This window comes from Metabacillus kandeliae (genome assembly GCF_021166585.1).
Taxonomy (GTDB): domain Bacteria; phylum Bacillota; class Bacilli; order Bacillales; family Bacillaceae; genus Metabacillus_B; species Metabacillus_B kandeliae.
In genome coordinates this window covers 1,207,423-1,233,213 of the sequence record NZ_JAJOZE010000001.1, presented here as the reverse complement: position 1 = coordinate 1,233,213, position 25,791 = coordinate 1,207,423, and the positions used below count along the sequence as shown (strand labels likewise).

The 25,791-nt window shown below is 45.1% G+C and carries 25 protein-coding genes; 24 read left to right on the top strand and 1 reads right to left on the bottom strand.

Annotation, left to right across the window (positions count from 1 at the left end):
• The first annotated feature begins 35 nt into the window (after nt 1-35).
• The 10 genes from def to spoVM all read left to right on the top strand — a co-directional run bounded on the left by def (nt 36) and on the right by spoVM (nt 8,646).
• Entirely contained in the window at nt 36-527 is a 492-nt protein-coding gene (gene def, locus LRR81_RS06260) for a peptide deformylase (protein WP_231788416.1), read from the top strand.
• Complete coding sequence (gene fmt / locus LRR81_RS06255) at nt 524-1,462, top strand: methionyl-tRNA formyltransferase (RefSeq protein ID WP_231788415.1); 939 nt, start codon at nt 524-526, stop codon at nt 1,460-1,462. Before def ends, fmt begins: the two co-directional genes overlap by 4 nt.
• Entirely contained in the window at nt 1,463-2,815 is a 1,353-nt protein-coding gene (rsmB, locus tag LRR81_RS06250) for a 16S rRNA (cytosine(967)-C(5))-methyltransferase RsmB (RefSeq protein WP_231788414.1), read from the top strand. It abuts the gene before it with no gap.
• Nucleotides 2,812-3,903 (top strand): 23S rRNA (adenine(2503)-C(2))-methyltransferase RlmN, encoded by a 1,092-nt coding sequence (gene rlmN, locus LRR81_RS06245; RefSeq protein ID WP_231788413.1) that lies wholly within the window; start codon nt 2,812-2,814, stop codon nt 3,901-3,903. The genes rsmB and rlmN overlap by 4 nt, the downstream gene beginning before the upstream one ends.
• A 5-nt stretch (nt 3,904-3,908) precedes the next feature.
• Nucleotides 3,909-4,670: a Stp1/IreP family PP2C-type Ser/Thr phosphatase gene (locus LRR81_RS06240; protein WP_231788636.1), complete on the top strand. Its 762-nt coding sequence runs from the start codon at nt 3,909-3,911 to the stop codon at nt 4,668-4,670.
• Complete coding sequence (gene pknB / locus LRR81_RS06235; protein ID WP_231788412.1) at nt 4,664-6,628, top strand: Stk1 family PASTA domain-containing Ser/Thr kinase; 1,965 nt, start codon at nt 4,664-4,666, stop codon at nt 6,626-6,628. The genes LRR81_RS06240 and pknB overlap by 7 nt, the downstream gene beginning before the upstream one ends.
• Nucleotides 6,629-6,639: 11 nt before the next feature.
• Nucleotides 6,640-7,524: a ribosome small subunit-dependent GTPase A gene (gene rsgA / locus LRR81_RS06230; protein ID WP_231788411.1), complete on the top strand. Its 885-nt coding sequence runs from the start codon at nt 6,640-6,642 to the stop codon at nt 7,522-7,524.
• Nucleotides 7,525-7,578: 54 nt separating this feature from the next.
• Nucleotides 7,579-7,758, top strand: coding sequence for a hypothetical protein (locus tag LRR81_RS06225; RefSeq protein ID WP_231788410.1), 180 nt, complete (start codon nt 7,579-7,581; stop codon nt 7,756-7,758).
• A 60-nt stretch (nt 7,759-7,818) separates the two neighbouring features.
• A complete protein-coding gene (locus LRR81_RS06220; RefSeq protein ID WP_231788409.1) occupies nt 7,819-8,481 on the top strand; it encodes a thiamine diphosphokinase in 663 nt (220 codons plus the stop codon).
• Nucleotides 8,482-8,565: 84 nt separating this feature from the next.
• Nucleotides 8,566-8,646 (top strand): stage V sporulation protein SpoVM, encoded by an 81-nt coding sequence (gene spoVM / locus LRR81_RS06215; protein WP_231788635.1) that lies wholly within the window; start codon nt 8,566-8,568, stop codon nt 8,644-8,646.
• Between the two features lie 189 nt (nt 8,647-8,835).
• Here the strand turns inward: spoVM and rpmB are convergent, their stop codons facing one another.
• On the bottom strand, nt 8,836-9,024 hold the full coding sequence (gene rpmB, locus LRR81_RS06210) for a 50S ribosomal protein L28 (protein ID WP_231788408.1): 189 nt from the start codon (nt 9,022-9,024) through the stop codon (nt 8,836-8,838).
• Nucleotides 9,025-9,600: 576 nt separating this feature from the next.
• On the opposite strand from rpmB, the gene LRR81_RS06205 reads away from it, so the two are divergent.
• From LRR81_RS06205 to LRR81_RS06140, 14 genes are all read left to right on the top strand, one after another.
• Nucleotides 9,601-9,963 (top strand): Asp23/Gls24 family envelope stress response protein, encoded by a 363-nt coding sequence (locus LRR81_RS06205; RefSeq protein WP_231788407.1) that lies wholly within the window; start codon nt 9,601-9,603, stop codon nt 9,961-9,963.
• Nucleotides 9,964-9,978: 15 nt separating this feature from the next.
• Nucleotides 9,979-11,637 (top strand): DAK2 domain-containing protein, encoded by a 1,659-nt coding sequence (locus tag LRR81_RS06200; protein ID WP_231788406.1) that lies wholly within the window; start codon nt 9,979-9,981, stop codon nt 11,635-11,637.
• 172 nt (nt 11,638-11,809) lie between these two features.
• On the top strand, nt 11,810-12,472 hold the full coding sequence (sdaAB, locus tag LRR81_RS06195) for an L-serine ammonia-lyase, iron-sulfur-dependent subunit beta (RefSeq protein WP_231788405.1): 663 nt from the start codon (nt 11,810-11,812) through the stop codon (nt 12,470-12,472).
• 15 nt (nt 12,473-12,487) lie between these two features.
• Nucleotides 12,488-13,378, top strand: coding sequence for an L-serine ammonia-lyase, iron-sulfur-dependent, subunit alpha (gene sdaAA, locus LRR81_RS06190; protein ID WP_231788404.1), 891 nt, complete (start codon nt 12,488-12,490; stop codon nt 13,376-13,378).
• Nucleotides 13,368-15,419 (top strand): ATP-dependent DNA helicase RecG, encoded by a 2,052-nt coding sequence (gene recG, locus LRR81_RS06185; RefSeq protein ID WP_231788403.1) that lies wholly within the window; start codon nt 13,368-13,370, stop codon nt 15,417-15,419. The genes sdaAA and recG overlap by 11 nt, the downstream gene beginning before the upstream one ends.
• Nucleotides 15,420-15,606: 187 nt before the next feature.
• Nucleotides 15,607-16,167: a transcription factor FapR gene (fapR, locus tag LRR81_RS06180; protein ID WP_231788402.1), complete on the top strand. Its 561-nt coding sequence runs from the start codon at nt 15,607-15,609 to the stop codon at nt 16,165-16,167.
• A 24-nt stretch (nt 16,168-16,191) separates the two neighbouring features.
• On the top strand, nt 16,192-17,193 hold the full coding sequence (plsX, locus tag LRR81_RS06175; protein ID WP_231788401.1) for a phosphate acyltransferase PlsX: 1,002 nt from the start codon (nt 16,192-16,194) through the stop codon (nt 17,191-17,193).
• 11 nt (nt 17,194-17,204) lie between these two features.
• Entirely contained in the window at nt 17,205-18,146 is a 942-nt protein-coding gene (gene fabD / locus LRR81_RS06170) for an ACP S-malonyltransferase (protein WP_231788400.1), read from the top strand.
• A gap of 3 nt (nt 18,147-18,149) precedes the next feature.
• Nucleotides 18,150-18,890 (top strand): 3-oxoacyl-[acyl-carrier-protein] reductase, encoded by a 741-nt coding sequence (fabG, locus tag LRR81_RS06165; protein WP_231788399.1) that lies wholly within the window; start codon nt 18,150-18,152, stop codon nt 18,888-18,890.
• Nucleotides 18,891-19,017: 127 nt separating this feature from the next.
• Nucleotides 19,018-19,251, top strand: coding sequence for an acyl carrier protein (gene acpP / locus LRR81_RS06160; RefSeq protein ID WP_231788398.1), 234 nt, complete (start codon nt 19,018-19,020; stop codon nt 19,249-19,251).
• A gap of 100 nt (nt 19,252-19,351) precedes the next feature.
• On the top strand, nt 19,352-20,089 hold the full coding sequence (gene rnc / locus LRR81_RS06155; RefSeq protein WP_231788397.1) for a ribonuclease III: 738 nt from the start codon (nt 19,352-19,354) through the stop codon (nt 20,087-20,089).
• A gap of 238 nt (nt 20,090-20,327) precedes the next feature.
• Nucleotides 20,328-23,891: a chromosome segregation protein SMC gene (smc, locus tag LRR81_RS06150; protein ID WP_231788396.1), complete on the top strand. Its 3,564-nt coding sequence runs from the start codon at nt 20,328-20,330 to the stop codon at nt 23,889-23,891.
• Nucleotides 23,892-23,909: 18 nt separating this feature from the next.
• A complete protein-coding gene (gene ftsY / locus LRR81_RS06145) occupies nt 23,910-24,893 on the top strand; it encodes a signal recognition particle-docking protein FtsY (RefSeq protein ID WP_231788395.1) in 984 nt (327 codons plus the stop codon).
• A 560-nt stretch (nt 24,894-25,453) separates the two neighbouring features.
• Nucleotides 25,454-25,786, top strand: coding sequence for a putative DNA-binding protein (locus tag LRR81_RS06140; protein WP_231788394.1), 333 nt, complete (start codon nt 25,454-25,456; stop codon nt 25,784-25,786).
• Nucleotides 25,787-25,791: the final 5 nt, after the last annotated feature.

Below are 25,791 nucleotides of genomic sequence, written 5' to 3'. Positions count from 1 at the left end.
TTCTAAATTCAACATAGAGAGAAGGCTGCAATGATATGGCGGTATTGCCCATTGTCAACCATCCAGCAGACGTGCTGGAAAAGCCGGGTGAAAAAGTTACGGCTTTTAATAGAGAGCTTGCTCTGCTTCTGAAGGATATGTATGAAACGATGCTTGCGGCAGATGGCGTTGGTCTTGCTGCCCCGCAGGTCGGTGTGTCAAAAAGAGTCGCTGTTGTGGATACTGGCGACGAATATGGAAAAATTGAGCTGGTTAACCCTAAAGTGATTGAAAAAAAAGGAGAACAGACAGGCCCTGAAGGATGCTTGAGTTTTCCCGGAATCTACGGTGAAGTAAATCGTGCTGATTACGTAAAGGTTCATGCATTCAACAGGCATGGAAGACCCTTTACGATTGAAGCAGACGGATTTTTAGCAAGAGCTTTGCAGCATGAAATTGATCATCTGGACGGCATTTTGTTTACCTCAAAAGTTTTAAGGTACTATGAAGATGATGAGCTGGAAGAGATGGAAGGTGATGAGGGATGACAAGAATCGTTTTTATGGGAACACCTGATTTTTCAGTTCCTGTTCTCAGGAGGCTGATTGAGGAGGGCTATGAGATTGCAGGGGTCGTGACACAGCCTGACAGACCGAAGGGGAGAAAGAAAGAATTGACGCCTCCTCCTGTAAAGGTGGAAGCAGAAAAACACGGCATCCCTGTCCTGCAGCCTGAAAAGGTAAAAGAACAGAAGGAATTGGAGAAAGTACTGGCGTTAGAACCGGATTTGGTTGTTACAGCTGCATTCGGTCAAATTCTTCCGAAAGCGCTGCTTGACGCTCCAAAGCACGGCTGCATCAATGTGCATGCATCACTGCTCCCTGAACTTAGAGGAGGTGCGCCGATTCATTACTCGATCATTCAAGGAAAGAAAAAAACAGGCATAACGATCATGTATATGGCTGAAAAGCTGGATGCAGGAGACATCCTGACCCAGACAGAGGTAGTGATTGACGAACAGGATGATGTCGGTTCCCTTCATGACAAGCTGAGCATTGCGGGAGCCGATTTATTGTCAGAAACGCTGCCAAAGCTTCTGAACGGAGAGGTAAAGCCTGTTGTGCAGGATGAATCAAAGGCAACCTTTGCCTATAATATCAAAAGAGAACAGGAAGAAATTGACTGGTCTAAGCCTGGTGAAGATATTTACAACCAAATTAGAGGACTTCGCCCTTGGCCTGTTTCCTATACGCAGCTGGACGGAAAAACGGTTAAAATCTGGCGCGGCGAAAAAATGGAAAACGCCCATCCCGGAGAGCCGGGAACGATAATTGGATCTGATAAGGACGGCTTTGTTGTCGCAACAGGCAGCAGGACAGCAATCAAAGTAACAGAACTGCAGCCTTCAGGAAAGAAAAAAATGACGGGTGAGGACTTTTTAAGAGGTACTGTTCTTCAGCCGGGAATGAAGCTGGGACAGTAAATGAGCAAAAAAACAAATGTAAGAGAAATGGCGGCAGACGCCCTTTTGATGATCGAAAAAAACCAGGCATACAGCAATCTGCTGCTGAATTCCTTTATCCAGAAACACAGTCTGGCAGAGAAGGATGTTCCGCTTTTTACAGAGCTTGTTTATGGAACACTGCAAAGAAAAGATACCCTTGACTTTTATCTTGCCCCTTTTATTAAAAAAGCCAATAAAATGGAGCTCTGGGTCCGGATTCTCCTCAGGCTTTCTGTTTACCAGATGGTCTATCTTGACCGTGTTCCTGAAAGGGCCGCTGTTCATGAAGCAGTCGAAATAGCAAAGCGGAAAGGGCACCAGGGAATTGCTTCCCTTGTGAACGGAATACTGCGATCCATACAAAGAGAAGGCTTGCCTTCTTTTGAAGACATTCAGGATCCCGTGCAAAGAACGGCTGTTGCAACAAGCCACCCGCTTTGGCTTGTGGAAAAATGGACAAAGCAATATGGTCTGGAAGAAGCGGGAAAAATGTGCGAAGAAAATTTAAAGGCTCCAAGGCAAACAGCAAGGATCAATAAAACGAAGTACAGTGTTAACGAAGCAATAGAGCTTCTTCAAAAAGAAGGCTTTTCTGCGAGAAGAGGCAGTCTTTCTCCTGACAGCATTATGATGGAAAAAGGAAGCCTTGCATCAAGCACCCTATTTAAAGATGGGGGCGCAACCATTCAGGATGAAAGCTCTTCACTGACAGCAAAGGTTCTCGGCGTGCAGGAAGGTGAAAGTGTTCTGGATGCCTGTGCTGCTCCAGGCGGAAAATCCTCGCATATACTTGAGCTTTTGAATCATAAAGGGCAGCTGATGAGCCTTGACCTTCATCAGCATAAAGTGGAACTTGTGAAGGAGCAGGCAAACCGGCTTGGGTTTGAAAACCTCACTGTGCAGGATCTTGATGCCAGAAAAGCAGGGGAAGTTTTTAATGAGGAAAGCTTTGACAGAATCCTTGTAGATGCCCCGTGCTCCGGATTTGGAGTAATCAAAAGAAAACCAGATATTAAATATGCCAAATCAGCCCGTGATATCCAAAAATTAGCGGCTATTCAGCTGGAAATTCTTCATTCAGTTTCGCCTTTGCTTAAAAAAGGTGGTACACTGGTATATAGTACTTGCACAGTTGACCAGGAAGAAAATCACGCTGTTGCCCAGCAGTTTTTGCAGGATCATCCTGATTATGAATGGGACGAAACAATGACCGGACGGCTGCCGGAAGAAGCGCGCCAATATGCGGAAGCATCAGAGCTGCAGCTTTTGCCGCATTACTTCGGGACCGACGGTTTTTATATAACAAGCTTTAAAAGGAAGGTGTCATTTTGACAACATCAGAAAGAACAGAACGCAAAAAGGCGGCTGCCGTGCAGAAGCCTTCAATTTATTCACTGGAACTTGACGAATTAAAGAGCTGGCTTGAGGAAAAAGGCGAGAAAGCATTCCGTGCAGCTCAAATTTTCGACTGGCTTTATATTAAGCGCGCCTCCTCTTTTGAGGAAATGAGCAATCTGCCAAAGGAATTACGGACTAAGCTTGATGAGGAATTTGTGATCACTCCTCTAAAAACCCTGATACAGCAGACATCAAACGACGGGACAATGAAATTTCTGTTTGAACTGCATGATGGATACTCCATAGAGACAGTCCTGATGCGCCATGAGTACGGCAACTCCATCTGTGTTACCACACAGGTAGGCTGCCGAATCGGCTGTACATTCTGTGCTTCAACACTTGGAGGATTAAAAAGAAACCTGGAAGCAGGAGAAATCGTTTCACAGGTCGTAAAAGTACAGCAGGCCCTTGATCAAACCGGCGAGAGGGTAAGCTCAGTTGTTATTATGGGGATTGGCGAGCCATTCGATAACTATGAAGAAATGCTTTCATTCCTGAAAATCATCAACCATGATAAAGGATTAAACATCGGCGCAAGGCATATCACCGTTTCTACAAGCGGTATTATTCCCAAGATCTATAAATTTGCTGATGAAAAAACACAAATTAACTTCGCTATTTCCCTGCATGCGCCGAATAATGAAATCAGAAGCAAGCTGATGCCGATTAATAAGGCATACAAGCTGCCTGACCTGATGGAAGCTGTAAAGTATTATATCGACAAAACAGGACGCCGCATCAGCTTTGAATACGGCCTGTTCGGCGGAGTGAATGACCAGGTTGAGCACGCCGAAGAACTTGCTGACCTTGTTAAAGATATTAAATGCCATATTAACTTGATTCCAGTTAACTATGTTCCGGAAAGAGATTACGTGCGGACACCAAGAGAACAAATCTTCCGGTTTGAAAAAACGCTGAAAGAACGCGGAGTTAATGTGACGATCCGCCGGGAGCAAGGTCATGATATTGACGCAGCATGCGGCCAGCTCCGTGCCAAGGAGCGCAAAGAAGAGACGAGGTGACGCTAGTGAACACAGCCTTTTTGACAGACAGAGGAAGAGTAAGATCGCATAACGAAGATTGCGTCGGTATTTTTACCCATCATACCGGCGCGGTTTTTGCTGTCATTGCAGACGGAATGGGAGGTCATCTTGCCGGCGAAGTAGCCAGTGAGATGGCCCTTTCCGCCTTTAAAAAAGAATGGAGCGAAACAGAAGAGTTCACATCTCCTGATGAAGCGGAAAGCTGGCTCAAACATCAATCTGCCCAAGTGAACAAGCGGATTTTTGAACACGCTCTCACCCACCCTGAGTGCAAAGGGATGGGAACAACATTTGTCGGCGTTATCTGCACGAACAGCTTTGCTACAATCGGCCATATCGGCGACAGCCGCTGCTATCTGTATAATCTGGATGGCTTTAAACAGCTCACTAACGATCACTCGCTCGTTCATGAACTCGTTAGGTCAGGACAGATTTCGAAAGAAGATGCTGAACACCATCCAAGAAAAAATATCCTCCTTCGTGCACTTGGAACGGAAATGGAGGTGCAGATGGACGTAAAATCTATCTGTGTCGAACCATCGGATAGGATTCTGCTTTGTTCGGACGGTCTGTCAGACAAGCTGAATGATCCACAGCTGCTGGCTATTTTAAAGGACCGCAAATCAGTAAATGAAATTGCTGAAAAGCTGATTGAGGCTGCGAATCAAAACGGAGGGGAAGATAATATCTCTGTTGCCATCATCCAGCTGCCGCCAGACCCCGAAGAGGGTGATGAAGCTTGTTAATCGGTAAAAGAATCAGCGGCCGGTATCAGGTTCTTGAAGTGATAGGCGGAGGCGGGATGGCGAATGTCTATCTGGCTAACGACATCATATTGGAACGGGAAGCGGCTTTAAAGGTTCTTCGGTTTGATTTTGCTGATGATGATTCTTTTATCAGACGCTTCAGGCGGGAGGCTCAGTCAGCGGCCAGCCTTGACCATCCCAATATTGTGAGCATCTATGATGTCGGCGATGAGGACGGCATTTACTACATCGTAATGGAATATGTAGAAGGAACAACGCTGAAACAATACATACAGCAGCATGCGCCGCTCCACCCAAGAGAAGCAATGAACATTATGGAACAGGTCGTATCTGCTATTTCATGTGCCCATGAAAATCAAATAGTTCATAGAGATATCAAGCCGCATAATATTTTAATTGACCATCACGGCAATGTAAAAGTAACCGATTTCGGAATTGCCATGGCACTTAGCTCTGCTACGATTACGCATACGAATTCAGTGCTTGGTTCTGTTCATTACCTGTCTCCCGAGCAGGCAAGAGGCGGTCTTGCAACGAAAAAGTCTGATGTTTATTCCCTTGGCATTGTCCTTTTTGAACTTTTAACAGGAAGGGTTCCTTTTGACGGAGAATCAGCTGTTTCTATTGCACTTAAGCATCTTCAGACTGAAACGCCGTCTGCGAGGAGATGGAATCCAGATATCCCGCAAAGTGTGGAAAATATCATTCTAAAAGCAATGGCAAAAGATCCTTTTAACCGGTATGAGTCAGCAGAGGATATGGAAAAGGACATAAGAACTGCATTTGAACCCCATCGAATTAATGAACCAAAATACCAAGTTCCGGATGACGGGGAAGAAGCAACAAAAGCGATTCCTGTTATTATGGATCCGCTGATTGATAATGAAAAAGGCGATACCATTGTGCATCAGCATCAGCCTCTCCCTGAGGGAAAAAACGCAGCGCCCAAGGACGCAAAAAAAGTCAAAAAGAAAAAGAGAAACAGGTTTGCTGCTTTTATTGTTATTCTGTTCATCGTTCTTGTTCTGGCAGCAGCAGCTGCGTTTACTATTGTTCCGTCACTATTAACCCCGGGTGATAAAGAAGTTCCGAATGTTACCGGGAAAAGCTATGCGGAGGCGGCCAATATCCTTCTTGAAGCAGGCTTTGAAGTGAGAGAGCCGCAATCAATGCCAAGCCAGGATGTGCCTGCAGGCGATGTAGTGAAAACGGATCCGAAAGCAGGGGATTATGAAAAAGAGGGAGCAGCCGTCACCATTTACCAAAGTACAGGAAAGCCGACGGTTGAAATGGATGACTATTCAGGCAGAAACGCTGATACGGTGCAATCCCTGCTTTCAAAAAAGAATTTTAAAAATGTTAAGATAACAGAGGTTTATGATGACCAGGATGAGGGAACAATTATCGAGCAAAATCCTTCTCCAGGCACCCTTGTTGTCCCGGAAGATGATCAAGTAACTCTTACGGTGAGCAAAGGGCCTGAAAAGATTGATCTAAAGGATCTTTCAGGCTATTCCAAAGAAGCGGTGTATTCCTATATAGAAGATGCAAAATTAAGCATCAAGGAAAGCGAAAAATATTCTGATACCGTGCCGAAAGACCAGATCATTTCCCAAAATCCTAAAGGCGGCGCAAAGCTTTCGCAAGGTGATCAGGTGGACGTAGTCTTTTCACAGGGGCCTGAAGAAAAACCGGCCGAAACTGTTGAAAAAGAGATCGAAATACCGTACGAACCTGAGAAGTGGGGCGAGGACGTAACCGTCCAGATTGCCATTAATGATGAAGAGCATAGCATTGACCAAACATATGCCACATATGTCATCAATCAGCCGACAACAAAAAAGATTCAGTTTAAAATCGCGCCAGGAAGCTCGGCTTATTATCAAATTCTCAGCAATGACAGAGTATTAAAAAGTGAAACCATACCATATCCATAAGGAGGGCATGTATGCCACAAGGCAAAATTGTTAAAGCTCTAAGCGGTTTCTATTATGTACTGGACGGTGCAGAATACATTCAGTGCAGAGGCCGGGGGGTTTTCCGCAAGAACAAAATAACCCCGCTTGTAGGAGATGAGGTCGTTTATCAGGCTGAAAATCACAAAGAGGGCTATATACTTGATGTGCTGGACCGGAAAAATGAACTGGTCAGGCCGCCGATATCCAATGTGGATCAGGCAGTACTCGTTTTTTCCGCAGTGGAACCGGCTTTCAGCACATTGCTATTGGACCGCTTTTTGGTTTTAATTGAAGCCAATCACATAGAGCCTGTTATCTGCATCAGCAAAATGGACCTCATTCCGACGGAGGATGCGAGAAATGAAATCCTTTCATTTGCAAAGGATTATGAAACCATGGGCTACAAAGTTTTGCTTACCTCCACAGAAACAATGAACGGCATCAATCAGCTCCTGCCGCTGTTTGAAGGGAAAATATCTGTATTTGCCGGACAGTCCGGTGTTGGGAAAAGCTCCCTGCTGAACGCCCTGAAGCCTGAACTTGAACTGAAAACAAGCGTTATCTCAAGTCATTTGGGGAGGGGGAAGCATACAACAAGGCATGTTGAACTGATCTCTGCAGGGAACGGACTTGTAGCTGACACACCTGGATTCAGCTCGCTTGATTTTACCGATATCGAAGCTGAAGAGCTTTCTTATTGCTTTCCGGAAATGAATGAACGCTCGGAAGATTGCAAATTCAGGGGCTGCACACACGTTTCAGAACCGAAATGCGCTGTGAAAGAAGCTGTGCAGGAAGGGAAAATCAGCAGTTACAGGTATGATCACTATTTAAGCTTTTTAGCTGAAATTAAAGACAGAAAACCGAGATACTAAAAACATATTTTTAAACCCTCTGACTCAAGCTAAGTAATAAAGGAGGGGGTTATGATGTACTCGGAAAAACAGCGAAAAGATATTGAGGAAGCGATTCTATCGGCGATCAGCTTAAGCGATGATCAAACAGAAATTGGACAGCTGGCAGAACTGCTGAACCGCTTCAAATCAGAGAATGCTGGAGCTGACGGTTTCCGCTATGATTATGATGACTCTTCTTCAGGCCAAGGATAACTTCCTTGGCTTTTCCTTAGTTTATTAGAGACAGGGAATCCGAAAGACAAGGGGGCAGCCATGAAAATAATCGGTGTTGTGGCAGGAGGTCCAAGGGATCTCCTGCCTGACTTGAAAAAATATCAGGATCTTGTAACGGAATGGGCTGGTGCTGACAGAGGAGTTGTCTATCTGGCAGATGAAAACATTGCAATGGCGAAAGCACTGGGAGACTTTGATTCCATTTCAAAAGAAGAAAGAGAGGAGCTTGAACAGAAAGGGACAAACCTTTCGATCTATCCCTCTGAAAAAGATAAAACAGATACAGAGCTGGCGCTGGATTGGGCCATTGAGCAAAAACCGGATGAAATCTATCTTTTCGGAACAACAGGCGGCAGACTTGACCATTTGTATGCAAATATATTTCTCTTAATGAAGCAATTTGATGAAGGGGTCCGCATCATTTTGGCAGACAAAAATAATGAAGTAACCTTTTTTAAGGAAGGTTCTTATGAAGTGAGAGAAAGCAGCCATTTTCCTTACCTCTCTTTTATTCCCTTTAAAAGCGATGTAAAGGAGCTGACTCTGGAAGGCTTTAAATACCCGCTGCATAAAAGGTTTGTTCCGTTTGCCTCAACCCTCTGCATAAGCAATGAACTTATTCAGCCAAAAGGTACTTTTTCCTTTAAAAGCGGCATATTAATGATGGTAAGAAGCCGTGATGATTCTTCGCTTCCTTATTGAAGCTATTTACTTCGGAGGCCTGACAGAAAATGAAGCGAACATGCCATTCCGAGTTGAATGATTGAAGGGTTGAGGAGGGAAACGATGAAGTTCTATACAATCAGGCTGCCTAAGTTTCTTGGCGGCATTATAAGGGCGATGCTTGGTTCGTTTAAAAAGGATTAAACGGGGCGGTCCTTAAGCCAAACAGGCTTACGGGCGGTCCTCTTTTTTTTCGGTGCGGAACAGCTAAAGCTGCTTACATGATCGGGCAGGCAAAAAAACTGGCTTTTCCCCTAATAAAAGCACTCTTCCAATTCCAAAGCACGAAAAAACACCCGCCTTAACAAGGGGGTGTTTTTAGTCATTTAGCTATTATACGCGTTCAACTTTCCCGGACTTCAAAGCGCGGGCAGAAACGTATACACGTTTTGGTTTGCCGTTTACAAGGATGCGAACTTTTTGAAGGTTTGCTCCCCATGTGCGTTTGCTAGCGTTCATAGCATGAGAACGAGAGTTGCCGGAACGGGTTTTTTTGCCAGTGATTACACATTTGCGTGCCATAGTATTCCCTCCTAACCATTTAGAACCTGGTCTCGAGTCAAGCTTCACCATTTTTAATAGTGCTCTATTTAAAATGTGGGCTTTGCTCAGCCTATTTTAGAAATCATTCACTGTTCACGTGAGATACTTTAATAATTTATCATATACAGGGCGGGTTTGCAACATAGAATTGCTATCCTTTCAAGAAAAAAACCTTTACAGACATTTGAAGCGTTTCAGGTGTATTATTCTTTAGGCTAGGTGAAAGAAGAATGTTGATTTTATACATCTGTTGATTGGAGTGGAAGGCGGGCGACTCCTGCGGGAGCAGCGGGACAGGTGAGACCCCGCAGGCGCTAAAGCGCCGAGGAGGCTCAAGCGGACCGCCCCGCGGAAAGCGGACGCCTGGAACGGAAATCAACATCCAAATTTAACAGAGCCATTCTTTAAAGAAATTTGCCTTGACACGGATAATTCATTCGTGTTCTATAATAATAGGAATGAAGGGAGTCCGAATATTTGCTCCAGCTTTCAAATATGGCTGGCATATAGTACAATTGCTTTAGCTATAGGCAAAATAATATAGGGGGAATCAGCGTGTCAATCGAATTATCAACAAAGTACGGCCAAATAGATATTTCAAATGATGTCATAGCAACAGTTGCAGGCGGAGCTGCGATCGATTGCTATGGTATTGTCGGAATGGCATCAAAAAATCAAATTAAAGACGGCATTACTGATATCCTGAGAAAAGAAAATTTCAGCAGGGGCGTAATTGTACGCCAGGAGGAAGACCGCATCCATATTGATATGTTTATTATTGTCAGCTACGGAACAAAAATTTCTGAAGTAGCAAGCAATGTACAAAACAAGGTGAAATACATACTGGATCATACAGTCGGACTGTCGGTAGACTCCGTTAATATTTTTGTTCAGGGTGTTCGTGTAGCGAACCCGTAGTTAGGAGGAATTCTATTGTCTATCACAACAATTGACGGAAAGCGTTTTGCTCAAATGGTTTCTCAAGGAGCCAGCTTGCTTTCTGTAAACGCCAAAGTAGTGGATGCACTGAATGTTTTCCCGGTCCCAGATGGTGATACCGGCACAAATATGAATCTTTCGATGACCTCTGGCGCAAAAGAGGTACAGACCAATACTCAAGCGCATATTGGAAAAGTCGGAATAGCTCTTTCACGCGGTCTATTAATGGGTGCGCGCGGCAATTCCGGCGTTATTCTTTCCCAGCTGTTCAGAGGGTTTGCCAAATCAATTGAAACAAAGGAAACAATCGGTGCAGAAGAGTTTGCAAAGGCTTTTCAGGCAGGCGTTGACACAGCGTATAAAGCAGTCATGAAGCCTGTTGAGGGAACCATCCTTACCGTTGCCAAAGATGCTGCGAAAAAAGCAGTTGAAGCAGCAAAAACGGAAACAGATCTTGTGAAAGTCATGACAGCTGTTGTGGAAGAAGCTCATGCTTCCCTGAACAGAACGCCTGATTTGCTTCCGGTTCTGAAGGAAGTAGGAGTTGTGGACAGCGGCGGCCAGGGCCTCGTATATGTATATGAAGGTTTTCTTGCTGAACTGAAAGGCGAAAAAGTTGCAGGCACTCCGTCTGTTCCGCCCATGTCAGAGCTGGTCAATGCAGAGCACCACAAAAACGCTCAAAGCCATATGAACACAGAAGACATTGAATATGGCTACTGTACAGAATTTATGGTGAGGTTTGAAGAAGGGAAACAGCCTTTTTCTGAAGAAAATTTCAGGCAGGAATTGAGCAAGCACGGAGATTCTCTTCTTGTTGTTTCAGACGATGATCTCGTGAAGGTTCACATCCATGCTGAATATCCTGGCGACGTGTTAAGCTATGGCCAGAAGTACGGAAGCTTAATCAATATGAAGATTGAAAATATGCGCCAGCAGCACACAAGCCTTGTCGGCGAAAGCAGGAGCAAGCAGGGTGAACCGAAGAAAGAAAAGCAGAAATATGGCGTTATTGCTGTATCTATGGGACAGGGCATAGCTGAGCTCTTTAAAAGCATCGGAGTCGATGAGGTCATTGAAGGCGGCCAGACAATGAACCCAAGTACAGAGGATATCGTTTCTTCCATAAAGAGCGTTAACGCTGATCACGTGATCATTCTTCCGAACAACTCGAATATCGTGATGGCAGCCAACCAGGCTGCATCAGTTGTAGAGAACAATGTGATCGTGATCCCTTCTAAAACTGTACCGCAGGGCATGGCAGCCATGCTTGCCTTTAACCCTGAAGACGATGCGGAGCAAACAGAAAAAGCGCTGAATGAAGCTCTGAAACATGTAAAATCAGGTCAGATCACATATGCTGTCAGAGATACTCAGATTGACGGACTTGATATTGCGAAAAACGATTTCATGGGCATTTCAGACGGTAAAATTGTAACAAAAGGCAGTACACAGATAGAAGCAGCAAGAAATTTGCTTGATTTAATGATGTCGGATGAAGATGAAATCTTGACGATCCTGTGCGGAGAAGATGCAAAACAGGATGAGACGGATGAACTTGCCGCTTACATCGAAGAAAAGTTTCCAGATGCAGAGCTTGAGATCCACAGAGGAGATCAGCCTCTCTATTCTTATATCTTTTCAATCGAATAAGAAAAAAATAGAAGGGTTCAAGCCCTTCTATTTTCATGCTTTGATTCTCAAAAGGCATTGGTTTCTGGTAAGATAGTGAGGGGAATCTTTGTTCTGCTGATGCAAGTCCTCAAGTATTATTTTTGAAAACAGCACAGAACAATATGCTATAGAACAGGGGGAGAAATAAGAGATGAAATATCGCAGTGTTTTTGATATTATCGGGCCGGTCATGATTGGGCCTTCCAGCTCGCATACAGCAGGTGCTGCCAGAATAGGCAGAGTGGCGAGAAGCCTGTTTGGAAGAGAGCCAAAGTGGGCTTCCATCTCATTTTACGGTTCTTTTGCAAAAACATACAAGGGGCATGGTACAGATGTAGCTATCGTCGGCGGCCTGCTTGATTTTGACACATATGATGAGAGAATTAAAGTGTCTTTAAAGCTCGCTGAAGAAAAAGGGATTAAGGTTACGTTTATTGAAGAGGAAACGCTTACAGATCATCCAAATACGGCAAGGGTTATCATTGGAGATGATCAGGGGCAGCTTGAGCTCGTCGGTATTTCAATCGGCGGGGGAAAAATAGAAATCACAGAACTGAACGGGTTTGAGCTTAAGCTTTCAGGCAGCCATCCTGCTATTTTGATTATGCATAATGACCGGTTTGGAGCTATTGCAGCTGTAGCCAATGTGTTGGCAAAGCATGAGATCAATATCGGCCATATGGAAGTTTCCAGAAAAGAGGCCGGAAAACTGGCCCTTATGACAATAGAGGTGGACCAGAATATCGAAAATTCGGTTCTTGAAGAGATGAAAACGCTGCCAAATATATTGCAAGTCACAAAAATTGCAGATTAAAGGAGGGGCTAATCCATGTTCCGCAATGTTGCAGAGCTAGTTGAGCTGGCAGAGAGCCAGAATATCAAAATATCTGAAGTGATGATCCGCCAGGAGATGAAAGTCCGCGGACAAACGAGAGAACAAGTGATCAGTGCCATGGACCAAAATTTAACTGTCATGGAAGAGGCGATTGAGAAAGGCCTGAAAGGTGTGCATTCTTTATCGGGTTTAACCGGCGGAGATGCTGTTCTTATGCAGGAATACATTAAAAAAGGAAAGTTCCTTTCAGGACAAACAGTGCTTGACGCCGTCAGCAAGGCGGTGGCGACAAATGAAGTGAATGCCGCTATGGGCACGATTTGTGCGACCCCTACAGCAGGTTCAGCAGGCGTTGTGCCAGGCACCTTGTTTGCCGTAAAAGAAAAGCTCGATCCAACGAGAGATGAAATGATTGAATTTTTATTTACAGCCGGCGCTTTCGGCTTTGTTGTTGCAAATAATGCTTCTATTTCAGGTGCGGCAGGAGGCTGTCAGGCTGAAGTAGGCTCAGCGAGCGGAATGGCGGCAGGCGCAATTGTAGAAATGGCCGGCGGGACGCCTTCCCAGTCAGCAGAGGCTATGGCGATCACTCTGAAGAATATGCTGGGGCTTGTCTGCGATCCTGTTGCAGGCCTTGTGGAAGTGCCTTGCGTGAAGCGGAATGCGATGGGAGCGGCGAATGCAATGGTAGCAGCTGATATGGCCCTTGCCGGCATTACAAGCCGTATTCCTTGCGACGAGGTGATTGATGCCATGTTTAAAATTGGGCAGTCCATGCCATCTGCCCTGCGAGAAACAGCACAGGGAGGGTTGGCGGCAACCCCGACAGGCAGAGAGCTGGAAGCGAAAATTTTCGGGGTGTCGCTCGGTAAAAGTGAAGAATAGCAGACTAAACGAAAGCGTTAAGGCGATAAAAGGAATTGGCGAAGAATCTGCAGAGCTTCTGTCTGAAATGGGCATTCATACAATAAGCGATTTACTCGAATATGTTCCATACAGGTATGATGATTTCCAATTAAGAGATCTTGCAGAAGTTAAGCATGATGAAAGAGTGACAGCAGAGGGGAAGGTTCACAGCGAACCTTCTCTTGCCTATTATGGGAAAAAACGTTCAAGGCTGACAGTCAGAATTCTTGTAGGGAATGTGCTTGTTTCAGCCGTTTTTTTCAACAGGCCCTATTATAAAAATAAACTGCAAATTAATGATATCGTCACTGTCTCAGGCAAATGGGACAAGCACAGGCAGACGATTAATGCGACAGACATCACCTTCGGGCCTCATAAATCCAGTCAGGATCTTGAACCGGTTTATTCGGTAAAAGGGAAGCTGACAGTGAAAATGATGAGGAAATACGTCAGCCAGGCTTTAAAGGATTATTTGGAAGAAGTAAAGGAAATCCTGCCTCCCGGGATGCTTGATGAGTACCGGCTCATGAAAAGGCAGTCTGCATTGCGAACGGTCCATCTCCCGGCAGACCGCGAAGAATTAAAGCAGGCGAGACGCAGGTTTGTTTATGAGGAATTTCTGCTGTTTCAGCTGAAAATGCAGAGCTTGCGGAAAATTCAGCGGGAACAGTCAAAAGGTGTTATTCATTCTTACTCGGAAAGCTTGCTTAATCAATATATAAAATTGCTGCCGTTCCCATTAACTAATGCCCAGCAAAGGACGGTCGGCGAAATCCTGAATGATTTGAAATCACCATACAGAATGAACCGTCTTCTGCAGGGTGACGTGGGGTCAGGAAAAACCGTTGTGGCGTCCATTGCCATGTATGCGGCGCACCTCTCAGGCTGCCAGTCAGCCTTAATGGTCCCGACTGAAATTCTAGCAGAACAGCACGCTGTTTCCCTTGCAGGGCTTTTTGAAGGAACAGGGGCAAAGGTTGAGCTGCTGACAGGCTCTGTAAAAGGCAAAAGGCGGAGAGAGCTGCTTGAAAGGCTGGAAAAAGGAGATATTCATATTTTAGTAGGGACACATGCCTTGATTCAGGATGATGTGAACTTTCAAAAATTAGGTCTTGTCATTACGGATGAGCAGCATCGTTTTGGAGTAGGCCAAAGAAAGATTTTACGGGAAAAAGGGGAAAATCCGGACGTATTGTTTATGACGGCCACTCCGATCCCTAGAACGCTTGCTATCACAGTATTCGGGGAAATGGATGTTTCAATTATTGATGAACTGCCTGCTGGAAGAAAGAAAATAGAAACCTATTGGGTGAAGCACGAGCTCCTGCACCGGATACTGGATTTTATCGAGAAGGAAATAAAAGCAGGCAGGCAGGCATATGTGATCTGTCCGCTTATCGAGGAGTCAGATAAGCTTGATGTTCAGAATGCACTTGATGTGCATGCGATGCTTTTCCATCATTTTCAGGGCAAAGCGTCTGTCGGGCTGATGCATGGAAGGCTGCCAAGCGATGAAAAAGACCATATCATGAGAGAATTCAGCAGCGGCGATGTTGATATTCTCGTTTCCACAACAGTTGTTGAAGTGGGAGTGAATGTGCCGAATGCAAGCATTATGGTCATCTATGATGCCGACAGGTTCGGACTTTCTCAGCTGCACCAGCTGAGAGGCCGCGTCGGAAGGGGTTCAAGCCAGTCGTACTGTGTTCTTCTTGCTGATCCTAAATCAGAGACAGGGAAGGAACGGATGAAAATTATGACAGAAACAAACGATGGCTTCGTTGTTTCTGAAAAGGATCTTGAACTCAGAGGCCCTGGTGACTTTTTCGGCAGAAAGCAGAGCGGCTTGCCTGAATTTAAAGTCGCGGATATGGTTCATGACTACCGGGCGCTTGAAACGGCAAGAAATGATGCCCAAAAGCTGGTTGAATCAAGGGCATTTTGGGAAGAAGAACAGTATGCCGCCTTACGGGAGTACTTGAAAAACACCGGGGTTTTGGAAGGCGAAAAGCTCGATTAAACCGGAGTTGCTCCTTTGACTAACAGCTGAACATGAAGGCTGATTTCCTGTGCAGGCGTCCGCTTTTTTGCGGACGCAGCCTTTCAGTTTTTTAAAAACCGCGGGCGCTGCTGCTTGCACTCCTGCCAAAGAGACTATATACTACCTTTAGTACCTAGTCTTAAGAGTTCGGAAGGTGTCCTAAAGGATGAAGAGAAATAAAAAAGACCGTCAATCATTGCTGAAGGAAACGATATTGGCTACACCCTTTATTACGGATGAAGAGCTGGCAGAAAAATTCGAGGTCAGCATTCAGACGATTCGCCTTGACCGCATGGAACTAAGCATCCCGGAGTTAAGAGAGCGGATTAAGCACGTAGCAGAGGCTTCAATGGAGGATGAAATCAAATCTCTTCCAATTGAGGAAGTGATCGGGGATATCATCGATCTCGAGCTTGACCGTTCTGCAATTTCAATCATGGAAATCAAAAAGGAACATGTTTTTAAAAGAAACCAGATCGCGAGGGGCCATCACTTGTTTGCACAGGCGAACTCGCTGGCTGTTGCGGTGATTGATAATGAACTTGCTCTGACGGCAAAAGCCAATATTGTTTTTGCCAGGCAGGTCAAAGAAAGTGAGCGGGTTGTGGCAAAAGCAAAGGTGAAGCAGGTTGACAAGAGCAAAGGCCGCACAACAGTTGAAGTGAACAGCTATGTTGGACAGGAGCTTGTCTTCTCAGGTGTTTTTGAAATGTACCGATCTTACTAACGATAAATGAAGGGCTGAAGCAAAATGAAAATTGTAATGGACGCAATGGGGGGAGACAATGCCCCGCAAGCAATTGTGGAAGGCGCAATAAAAGCAGCAGAAGCTTTTTCAGATCTTGAAATTACCCTTGTTGGAAAAGAAGAAGAAATTAACCGGCATTTAAAAGCAAATGACAGAATTAAAGTGATACATACTGATGAAATCATTGAGCCTGACGACGAACCGGTCCGGGCCGTTAGAAGAAAAAAGAATGCCTCAATGGTCATGATGGCCAATGAAGTAAAGGAAGGAAGAGCAGATGCCTGTATTGCAGCAGGAAATACAGGGGCTTTAATGACAGCGGGACTGCTCCTTGTCGGAAGAATTGAAGGAATAGAGAGGCCTGCTCTCGCGCCGACGCTTCCGACAATGGACGGAAAAGGCTTTTTAATGCTTGATGTTGGAGCGAATATTGATGCTAAACCGGAACATTTGCTTCAATACGGCATCATGGGTTCGATTTACGCTGAAAAAGTAAGGGGCGTTTCTTCCCCCCGAATCGGCCTTTTGAACGTCGGTACAGAAGAGAAAAAAGGAAATGAACTGACAAAGCAGGCCTTCCTTCTTCTAAAGCAGTCAGGCTTAAATTTTATCGGCAATGTGGAAGCCAGAGACTTATTGGAAGGCGCTGCAGACGTTGTGGTAACTGACGGATTTACAGGGAATGTGACGCTGAAAACGATCGAAGGCACAGCTCTTTCCGTTTTCGGGATGCTGAAGGGCGCCCTTACGAAAAACCTGAAGTCAAAGCTTGCCGCTGCGGTTCTGAAACCGCAGCTGAAAGGAATCAAGCAGGTGATGGACTATTCAGAGTATGGCGGTGCAGGCCTATTTGGTCTGAAGGCGCCAGTCATCAAAGCTCACGGTTCCTCTGATGCCAATGCGGTTTACAATGCAGTGAGGCAGACGAGAGAAATGGTCCAGTTCTCTGTGGCTCAAACCATTTTTGAAACCATCGAACAAAATAGAAAACAAGAAAATAGATAGGAGACCAGAAAATGAGCAAAATAGCTTTTTTATTCCCCGGACAGGGATCTCAGACCATCGGCATGGGCAAGGAAGTATATGAACACTCTGCTGATGCAAAAGCGATTATAGACAAGGCTGATGAAAAATTAGGGCTGGATTTGAAAGCTCTCATGTTCAACGGCCCTGAAGAAGAGTTAACGATTACATATAATGCACAGCCGGCACTTCTGACATCAAGCATTGCTGTTTTAAAAGCATTCGAAAAAGCCGGCATCAAGCCGGATTACACCGCAGGCCACAGCCTTGGAGAATATACGGCATTAGTTGCGGCAGATGTGCTGTCATTTGAGGATGGCGTTCATGCTGTCAGAAAACGCGGCGAATTTATGGATGAAGCAGTGCCTGCTGGAGCCGGTGCAATGGCTGCTGTTATGGGTATGGAAGCAGATGCATTGGAAGCAGTTGTAAAAGAAGTATCAGAAGGCGGAAATTCTGTACAGCTGGCAAATCTGAACTGTCCTGGCCAAATCGTGATTTCCGGTACGGCAGAAGGCGTTAAAAAGGCGTCAGAGCTTGCAAAGGAAAAAGGCGCGAAAAGAGCTATTCCTCTAAATGTCAGCGGTCCTTTTCATTCTGAACTGATGAAGCCTGCAGCTGAAAAACTCGGCAGGATTCTTGATGAATGCGAGATTAGAAATGCAGCCGTTCCAGTCATCAGCAACGTGTCAGGAAAGCCTGTAACAGATGCCGGGGAAATCAAGCAGAAGCTGATTGAACAGCTCTATTCCCCTGTGCGCTGGGAACAGTCCATCCGTACGCTGATTGATGCAGGGGTCACTGTTTTTGTGGAAATCGGACCAGGAAAAGTGCTGTCAGGATTAGTAAGAAAAATCGACCGCAGTGTTCAAACGATCTCTGTTTCTGATATGGAGTCAATTGAAGCTGCAGTAACTGCTTTGAAGGGAGAATAAGCGATGCTGGAAAATAAAATTGCGCTTGTAACAGGAGGCTCAAGAGGAATCGGAAGGGCGATTGCTCTTGACCTGGCAAAGCACGGAGCAAAGGTAGCAGTAAATTATGCGGGCAGTGAAGCGAAAGCAAACGAAACAGTTGAGATGATCAAGGCTGCGGGCGGTGAAGCTTTCTCAGTTAAAGCTGATGTGTCAGACAGTGAAGCTGTGAAGGACATGCTGAAGGAAGTAACAGACCGTTTTGGCGGAATTGATATTCTTGTCAACAATGCTGGGATTACGCGCGATAATCTGCTCATGCGGATGAAAGAAGATGAGTGGAATGATGTTATTAATACGAATCTAAAGGGTGTTTTTCTCTGCACAAAGGCAGTGACAAGACAAATGATGAAGCAGCGGGCAGGCAGAATCATTAACATTGCTTCAATTGTAGGTGTCAGCGGGAACGCTGGGCAGGCAAATTATGTTGCTGCAAAAGCAGGAGTCATCGGTCTGACGAAAACCACGGCAAAAGAGCTTTCTTCCAGAAATATTACGGTCAATGCTGTGGCACCTGGATTTATTACAACTGAAATGACAGATAAGCTTGAGGATTCCGTTAAGGATGACATGCTGAAGCAGATCCCTCTTGGCAAACTGGGAGATCCGCAGGATGTCGCAGATATTGTAACGTTTTTAGCCTCTGAGAAAAGCCGCTACATGACAGGACAAACGCTGCATGTAGATGGCGGAATGGTCATGTAGAAGCTTCTGTCTTCCTTTTTATTCCTGACTATAGCGGACGCCTGAAACGGAAAACAACATTTTTACAAGGGGAACTGGTTTTTTTAGATAAGATCAACTATAATACTTTGAGGGGAGGTGAATTGCTATGGCAGACGTACTAGAACGTGTGACTAAGATCGTTATTGATCGTCTTGGTGTGGAAGAAGCTCAAGTGAAACCTGAGGCATCATTTAAGGATGATCTTGGCGCTGATTCCCTTGATGTAGTTGAGCTTGTAATGGAGCTTGAAGACGAATTCGATATGGAAATTTCTGATGAAGAAGCAGAAAAAATCGCAACAGTCGGTGACGCTGTTAACTACATACAAAGCCAACAATAATGGCAGAATGAAGTCCCGTATTCTTGCGGGGCTTTATCCCTTTTATCAAGGAATTAAAAAATAGAGACAAACTTGTGCTGGGTAGATGATGGAGGTTGTTATGCAAAAGCATACGAATTTTAAAGAGAGAAGGGCTTTTTTGAAGAAGGCCGAGGAATTCAAACAGTTTCAGAAGATGATGGATATTCATTTTCAAAATGAAAAGCTGCTTCATCAAGCTTTTACCCATTCATCGTATGTGAATGAGCATCGGAAAAAGCCTTATGAGGATAATGAGAGGCTTGAATTTTTAGGAGACGCTGTACTGGAGCTGACCGTATCGCAATACCTTTACGCCAAGTATCCGACCATGAGCGAAGGAGATTTAACGAAGCTCAGGGCAGCCATCGTATGCGAGCCTTCCCTTGTTTCTTTTGCCAACGAGCTTTCTTTCGGGAATTATATTCTGCTCGGAAAAGGCGAAGAAATGACAGGAGGAAGAGCAAGGCCAGCCTTGCTCGCGGATGTTTTCGAAGCTTTTATCGGTGCTCTGTATTTGGATCAGGGTCTTCAGCCGGTCGTTTCCTTTTTGGAAAAAGCCGTTTTTCCAAAAATCAACGAAGGTGCTTTTTCTCATGTGATGGATTTTAAAAGCCAGCTTCAAGAACTGGTTCAGCGCGATGGAAAGGGGCCGCTGGAGTACAAAATACTTCAGGAAAAAGGCCCTGCACACAGCAGGGAGTTTGTCGCAACTGTTTCACTGCATGGATCCATACTTGGAACAGGAGTGGGACGCTCCAAAAAAGAGGCAGAACAGCATGCAGCACAAGAGGCGCTAACCGTGCTTCAGCCTAAATAGCTGAATTTTTAGAGCTGATTACCAAAGGCCTGATAAGCTTTTGGGATCAGCTTTTTTTAATAGGCAAAAAAGCGCCTTGCCCATCACGGACCAAGATGGTTTGGCAAGCGGGATTCAATAGAAAGCAAAGTTTAATGAAAAGGGCAGAAAACAAAGGTTTTCTTTTATTCCCTTGCCTGTTCAGCTTCAGAAATATGATAAAATATTTAAGAATTTATAGAAAGTAAGGAGGATCATGATGTTCCTCAAACGTCTTGACATCTTAGGGTTTAAATCATTCGCAGAGCGGGTGAGTGTTGATTTTGTGCAAGGGGTAACCGCAGTAGTGGGTCCCAATGGAAGCGGGAAAAGCAATATTACGGATGCAGTCAGGTGGGTTCTTGGCGAGCAGTCTGCCAAATCACTGCGCGGCGCCAAAATGGAAGATATCATCTTTGCGGGAAGCGATTCCCGAAAAGGATTAAATATTGCAGAAGTTACATTAACACTCGATAACAGTGATCAGTTTCTGCCCATTGATTATCACGAAGTCGGTGTAACGAGAAGGGTTTACCGGTCAGGTGACAGTGAATTTTATATCAATGGCCAGTCATGCAGGCTGAAGGATATTATTGACCTGTTTCTTGATTCCGGGCTTGGGAAAGAAGCCTTTTCTATCATCAGCCAGGGCAAAGTGGAGGAAATCCTCAGCAGCAAAGCGGAAGAAAGAAGAAGCATTTTTGAAGAAGCGGCAGGCGTATTGAAGTATAAAAACCGCAAAAAAAAGGCAGAGTCCAAGCTGACAGAAACGCAGGACAACCTGAACAGAGTAGAAGATATTCTGCATGAGCTGCAGGGCCAGGTAGAGCCGCTGAAAATCCAGGCATCCATGGCCAAAGACTACCTGGAGAAAAAAGAAGAGCTTGAGCAAATCGAGGTTGCGCTTACCGTCCACGAAATTGAAGAGCTCCATAAAAAATGGGAAGAGCTATCAGACAGCGTTGAAAAAGGAAAGCTTCGGGACGAGGAATTTTCAGAAGGCGTCAAGCGAAAAGAAGAGGAGATTCAAGAAACAAAAAGCAGGCTTCAATACATGGATGAGTCCATTCATGATCTTCAGCAGGCACTTCTGCTTGCGAGCGAAGAACTTGAAAAGCTCGAAGGCAGAAAAGAAGTTTTAAAAGAACGGAAGAAAAATGCCCAGCAGAACAGAGAGCAGCTTGAAAAGCTGATTATTGAGCTGGGAGAAAAAACGGCGCTTCAAAAGAAAGAAAAAATTGAGCTTGAAGCCCAGCTCGCTGATTTAACAAGTGCAGTAAAAGAGTTAAGGAAACAGCTGAAGGAGAAAGAGGCGGCTTTTAAATCCCACGATTTTAACATTGAGGAAGAAATTGAGCGGCTGAAAAGCGAGTATTTTGAGCTGTTAAACAGCCAGACCTCTGCCAGAAACGAGATCTCTTATATAGAAGATCAAATGAGGCAGCAGACAAGGCGGACAAACAGGATGGCTGACTCAAATACGAAATACTTATCTGAAAGAAAGCAGCTGGAAGAACAGAAAACCAAATTGGATGCCAGGCATTCGGTCATTGATCAGCAGCTTTCAGAATATATTGCGAGTTTTAGAGATATCCAGGCGAAACTTGAAAACTCCCAGAACACATACCGCAAAAGGGAGACTGCCCTCTATCAGGCTTACCAGTTTCTTCAGCAGGCAAAAGCAAGAAAGGAAATGCTTGAAGCCATGCAGGGAGATTATGCCGGGTTTTACCAGGGGGTCAAAGAAATATTAAAAGTGCGGGACCGCATGGAAGGCATTCATGGAGCCATTGCAGAGCTCCTTACAGCAGAAAAGAAATATGAAACAGCGATTGAAATATCTCTTGGAGCCTCTGCCCAGCATATCGTGACAGAAAATGAAGGAGCCGCAAGAAGCGCTATTGCCTTTCTAAAAAAGAATTCCTATGGCAGGGCGACCTTTTTGCCGCTGAGTGTTATTAAAAACAGAAAATTGTCTGATTCTGACCGGAAATTGATTGAAACGCATCCTGCATTTATCGGCATCGCCTCAGAGCTAGTGAAATACAGCCCTGAATACAGCCATATTATCGGCAATCTGCTTGGCACAGTTATTGTGACAAGTGATTTAAAAGGTGCAAATGAGCTGGCAAAGCTGATCAGCTACCGCTATCGCCTTGTCACACTCGAAGGCGACATCGTGAATGCAGGCGGATCGATGACAGGCGGCGCAGTGAAGCAAAAAAACAATTCTCTGATCGGGAGAAACCGCGAGCTTGATACAGCTGCACAGCAGCTTGCCGAAATGGAACAGAAAACAGCAGAGCTTGAGGGGAATGTAAAAAAATTAAAAGAACAGATTGTTCAGCAGGAAAAACAGCTGGAGGAACTCCGTCAAAAAGGGGAAAAGCTCCGCAATGAAGAAAACGCTGTAAAGACTGAGCGTAAAGAGCTGGAATGGAACGAAAAAACGATCAATAACCACCTGGCGCTTTATGATACGGAGAAATCCGCTTATGAAGAAGAAGCGTCACAGATGACGGAAAGAATACAAGGTCTGAAGAAAAAAACGGAAGATATTCATTCCAAGCTCAGCGTCTTAGATGAAGAGATAAAGACCCGCACTGCCTGGAAAACATCTCAGCAAAGTTCAAAAGAGGAATTGCAGCAGGCTATCACAGATTTGAAAGTTATTCTGGCCGGCAAGCAGCAGGCACTTGAAAATCAAACAGAAAAAATGGAAAGAATGACTAATGAACTGGCAGAAAATGCGGCGAGGCTTTCGGAAACGAAAGAAGATCTTTCATTTTTAGCAAGCGAGGCGACGTCCAATTCCTCAGGCGAGGAGCAGCTGGAAGAAGCGGCTGTTCAAAAGCAGCAAGATAAGCAAAGGAAGATTGAACTGATCGCAAATGGAAGAAAAGACAGGCAGGAATGCCAGGCGAAGCTTGAGGAGATGGAGCTTGAACTGAAAGAGCTGAACCGGATCTGGAAAGTGCGCCAGGACGCGCTGCGGAGTGAAGAAGTCAGGCTGAACAGGCTTGATGTAGAGCTGGATAACCGCCTGAATCATTTGAGAGAGGAATATTTGCTTTCATTTGAAGGGGCAAAGGAAAAATACACATTAAGCATCCCAGCAAAGGATGCAGAGAAAAAAGTGAAGCTGATCAAGCGCGCAATTGAGGAGCTTGGCACTGTGAACCTCGGCGCTATTGATGAGTATGAACGGGTTTCAGAGAGATACGGGTTCTTATCAGGGCAGCAGACTGACTTGCTTGAAGCAAAACAAACGCTTCACCTTGTGATAGATGAGATGGATGAGGAAATGAAGCGCCGTTTCATTACAACCTTCAACCAAATCCGCTCGCATTTTGAAACTGTTTTTCAAGCGCTTTTTGGAGGAGGAAGGGCAGAGCTCAGATTAACTGATCCAGCCGATCTTTTAAATACCGGCGTGGATATAGTCGCACAGCCTCCAGGCAAGAAGCTGCAGAACCTTGGATTGCTATCAGGGGGAGAAAGAGCGCTGACAGCGATTGCGCTGCTTTTCTCCATATTGAAAGTACGGCCTGTGCCGTTTTGTATACTGGATGAAGTGGAAGCAGCACTCGATGAAGCGAACGTTCACAGATTTGCCCAGTATTTAAAGCAGTTCAGCCGGGAAACGCAGTTTATTGTCATCACACACCGCAAAGGAACAATGGAGGAAGCTGATGTGCTGTACGGCGTCACCATGCAGGAATCCGGTGTGTCCAAGCTTGTATCAGTGAGGATGGAAGAAACGAAAGAAATGATTAACGCCTAGCCAGAAAGGACAGAAAAGATGAGCTTTTTTAAAAAATTAAAAGAAAACCTTACAAAGCAAACAGACTCTGTATCTTCTAAATTCCGGGATGGTCTCAGTAAAACGAGAAACAACTTTTCTGAAAGAGTAAATGATCTTGTCTCCCGTTACAGAAAAGTAGACGAAGAGTTTTTTGAAGATCTCGAAGAATTGCTGATCAGCGCTGACGTCGGCTTTAATACCGTTATGCTTCTGATTGATGAACTGAGAGATGAAGTGAAGCGGAAAAATATTCAGGATCCGGAAGAAGTCAGAGATGTTATCTCGGAGAAATTGGTGGAGATTTATGAAGGCGGCCAAGAAGATTCTTCAAAGCTTAACATTGAAGAAGGCAGGCTGAATATCATTTTGTTCGTAGGAGTAAACGGCGTCGGCAAAACAACCACGATCGGAAAACTCGCTCATCAATTTAAGTCAGAAGGAAAAAAGGTCGTTCTTGCCGCAGGAGACACTTTCCGTGCCGGTGCGATTGAACAGCTTGAAGTATGGGGCGAAAGAGCAGGAGTGGACGTGATCAAGCACTCAGCAGGATCAGATCCCGCAGCTGTCATGTATGATGCTGTACAGTCAGCAAAAGCGCGCAAAGCAGATATTCTCCTGTGCGATACAGCCGGTAGACTTCAGAATAAAGTGAATTTGATGAAAGAACTCGAAAAAGTAAAGCGGGTCATTGAAAAAGAATTGCCTGGCGCTCCGCATGAGGTGCTGCTTGTCCTTGATGCGACAACAGGCCAAAATGCCATGGCACAGGCAAAGCAATTTTCAGAAGTAACAAATGTTACGGGCATTGTGCTCACAAAGCTTGACGGAACAGCAAAAGGCGGAATTGTGCTGGCAATCAGAAATGAATTAAAGCTGCCGGTCAAGCTGGTCGGCCTCGGCGAAAAGATGGACGATCTTCAGCCATTCCAGGCAGAACAATATGTGTATGGACTGTTTGCAGATCTTATAGAGAAAGCTTAGGAAGCTTGAAAAACCGAAATGTCTGAGACTGGACTTTCGGTTTTTTCTTGTATGTGGGTATCTGGGCTGAACGAGCCGCTTGCGCTTTTCATGGTGTCCAGCTCTTGCCGCTAGCCCCTCGAGGTCATAAGCCGATCAGCCAGGGAAAGGAAAAATCGCCTTTCCCCGGCTGATCGTCTTATGCTTGTCGGGGCTGAACGAGCGGCCTCCGCTTTTCTGTGTGTCCAGCTCCAGCGGCTAGCCCCTCGAGTCGCTTCACAAAAATCCAAAAAGTCAAAACCGGACTTTTCGGATTTTTGCTCCAGCGCTTGTCGGGGCTGAACGAGCCGCTTCCGCTTTTCTGTGTGTCCAGCTCCAGCGGCTAGCCCCTCGAGTCGCTTCGGAAAATCCCAAAAAGTCTAAGACCGGACTTTTCGGGATTTTCCTCCAGCGCTTGTCGGGGCTGAACGAACCGCTTGCGCTTTTCTTGGTCGTCAAGAAAAAAACTTGACATGTGTTTTGGGAGAGAGTAGACTATGGATTTGTAAAGGCAATTCACTTAACATGAGGGGGAAGATGCTTTGATATTGGAAAAGACAATGAGAATGAATTATCTCTTTGATTTTTATCAGTCGCTTCTCACCCCGAAGCAAAAAAGCTATATGTCTTATTATTATCTGGACGATTACTCACTGGGTGAAATTGCTGAAGAATACAATGTTAGCCGGCAGGCTGTCTATGATAATATAAAACGGACGGAAGCAATGCTGGAACAATATGAGCAAAAGCTTCTATTGCTTCAAAAATTTCAGGAGCGCTCTCTTCTTATAGAACAGCTTAAGTCTCTTGCTGAAGCATCTGATAAAAAAGTTCAGACGCTGACTCTGCTTGAAGCGCTTGAGAAATTGGATTAGGGAGG

Bases quoted from the DNA above. Each gene is read 5' to 3' on its own strand.
- sdaAB (WP_231788405.1), top strand. From the start codon at position 11,810: ATGAAATATCGCAGTGTTTTTGATATTATCGGGCCGGTCATGATTGGG.
- fabD (WP_231788400.1), top strand. From the start codon at position 17,205: ATGAGCAAAATAGCTTTTTTATTCCCCGGACAGGGATCTCAGACCATC.
- fabG (WP_231788399.1), top strand. From the start codon at position 18,150: ATGCTGGAAAATAAAATTGCGCTTGTAACAGGAGGCTCAAGAGGAATC.
- rsmB (WP_231788414.1), top strand. From the start codon at position 1,463: ATGAGCAAAAAAACAAATGTAAGAGAAATGGCGGCAGACGCCCTTTTG.
- fapR (WP_231788402.1), top strand. From the start codon at position 15,607: ATGAAGAGAAATAAAAAAGACCGTCAATCATTGCTGAAGGAAACGATA.
- fmt (WP_231788415.1), top strand. From the start codon at position 524: ATGACAAGAATCGTTTTTATGGGAACACCTGATTTTTCAGTTCCTGTT.
- plsX (WP_231788401.1), top strand. From the start codon at position 16,192: ATGAAAATTGTAATGGACGCAATGGGGGGAGACAATGCCCCGCAAGCA.
- ftsY (WP_231788395.1), top strand. From the start codon at position 23,910: ATGAGCTTTTTTAAAAAATTAAAAGAAAACCTTACAAAGCAAACAGAC.
- rsgA (WP_231788411.1), top strand. From the start codon at position 6,640: ATGCCACAAGGCAAAATTGTTAAAGCTCTAAGCGGTTTCTATTATGTA.
- rpmB (WP_231788408.1), bottom strand. From the start codon at position 9,024: ATGGCACGCAAATGTGTAATCACTGGCAAAAAAACCCGTTCCGGCAAC.
- def (WP_231788416.1), top strand. From the start codon at position 36: ATGGCGGTATTGCCCATTGTCAACCATCCAGCAGACGTGCTGGAAAAG.
- smc (WP_231788396.1), top strand. From the start codon at position 20,328: ATGTTCCTCAAACGTCTTGACATCTTAGGGTTTAAATCATTCGCAGAG.
- sdaAA (WP_231788404.1), top strand. From the start codon at position 12,488: ATGTTCCGCAATGTTGCAGAGCTAGTTGAGCTGGCAGAGAGCCAGAAT.
- acpP (WP_231788398.1), top strand. From the start codon at position 19,018: ATGGCAGACGTACTAGAACGTGTGACTAAGATCGTTATTGATCGTCTT.
- LRR81_RS06225 (WP_231788410.1), top strand. From the start codon at position 7,579: ATGTACTCGGAAAAACAGCGAAAAGATATTGAGGAAGCGATTCTATCG.
- LRR81_RS06220 (WP_231788409.1), top strand. From the start codon at position 7,819: ATGAAAATAATCGGTGTTGTGGCAGGAGGTCCAAGGGATCTCCTGCCT.
- rnc (WP_231788397.1), top strand. From the start codon at position 19,352: ATGCAAAAGCATACGAATTTTAAAGAGAGAAGGGCTTTTTTGAAGAAG.
- spoVM (WP_231788635.1), top strand. From the start codon at position 8,566: ATGAAGTTCTATACAATCAGGCTGCCTAAGTTTCTTGGCGGCATTATA.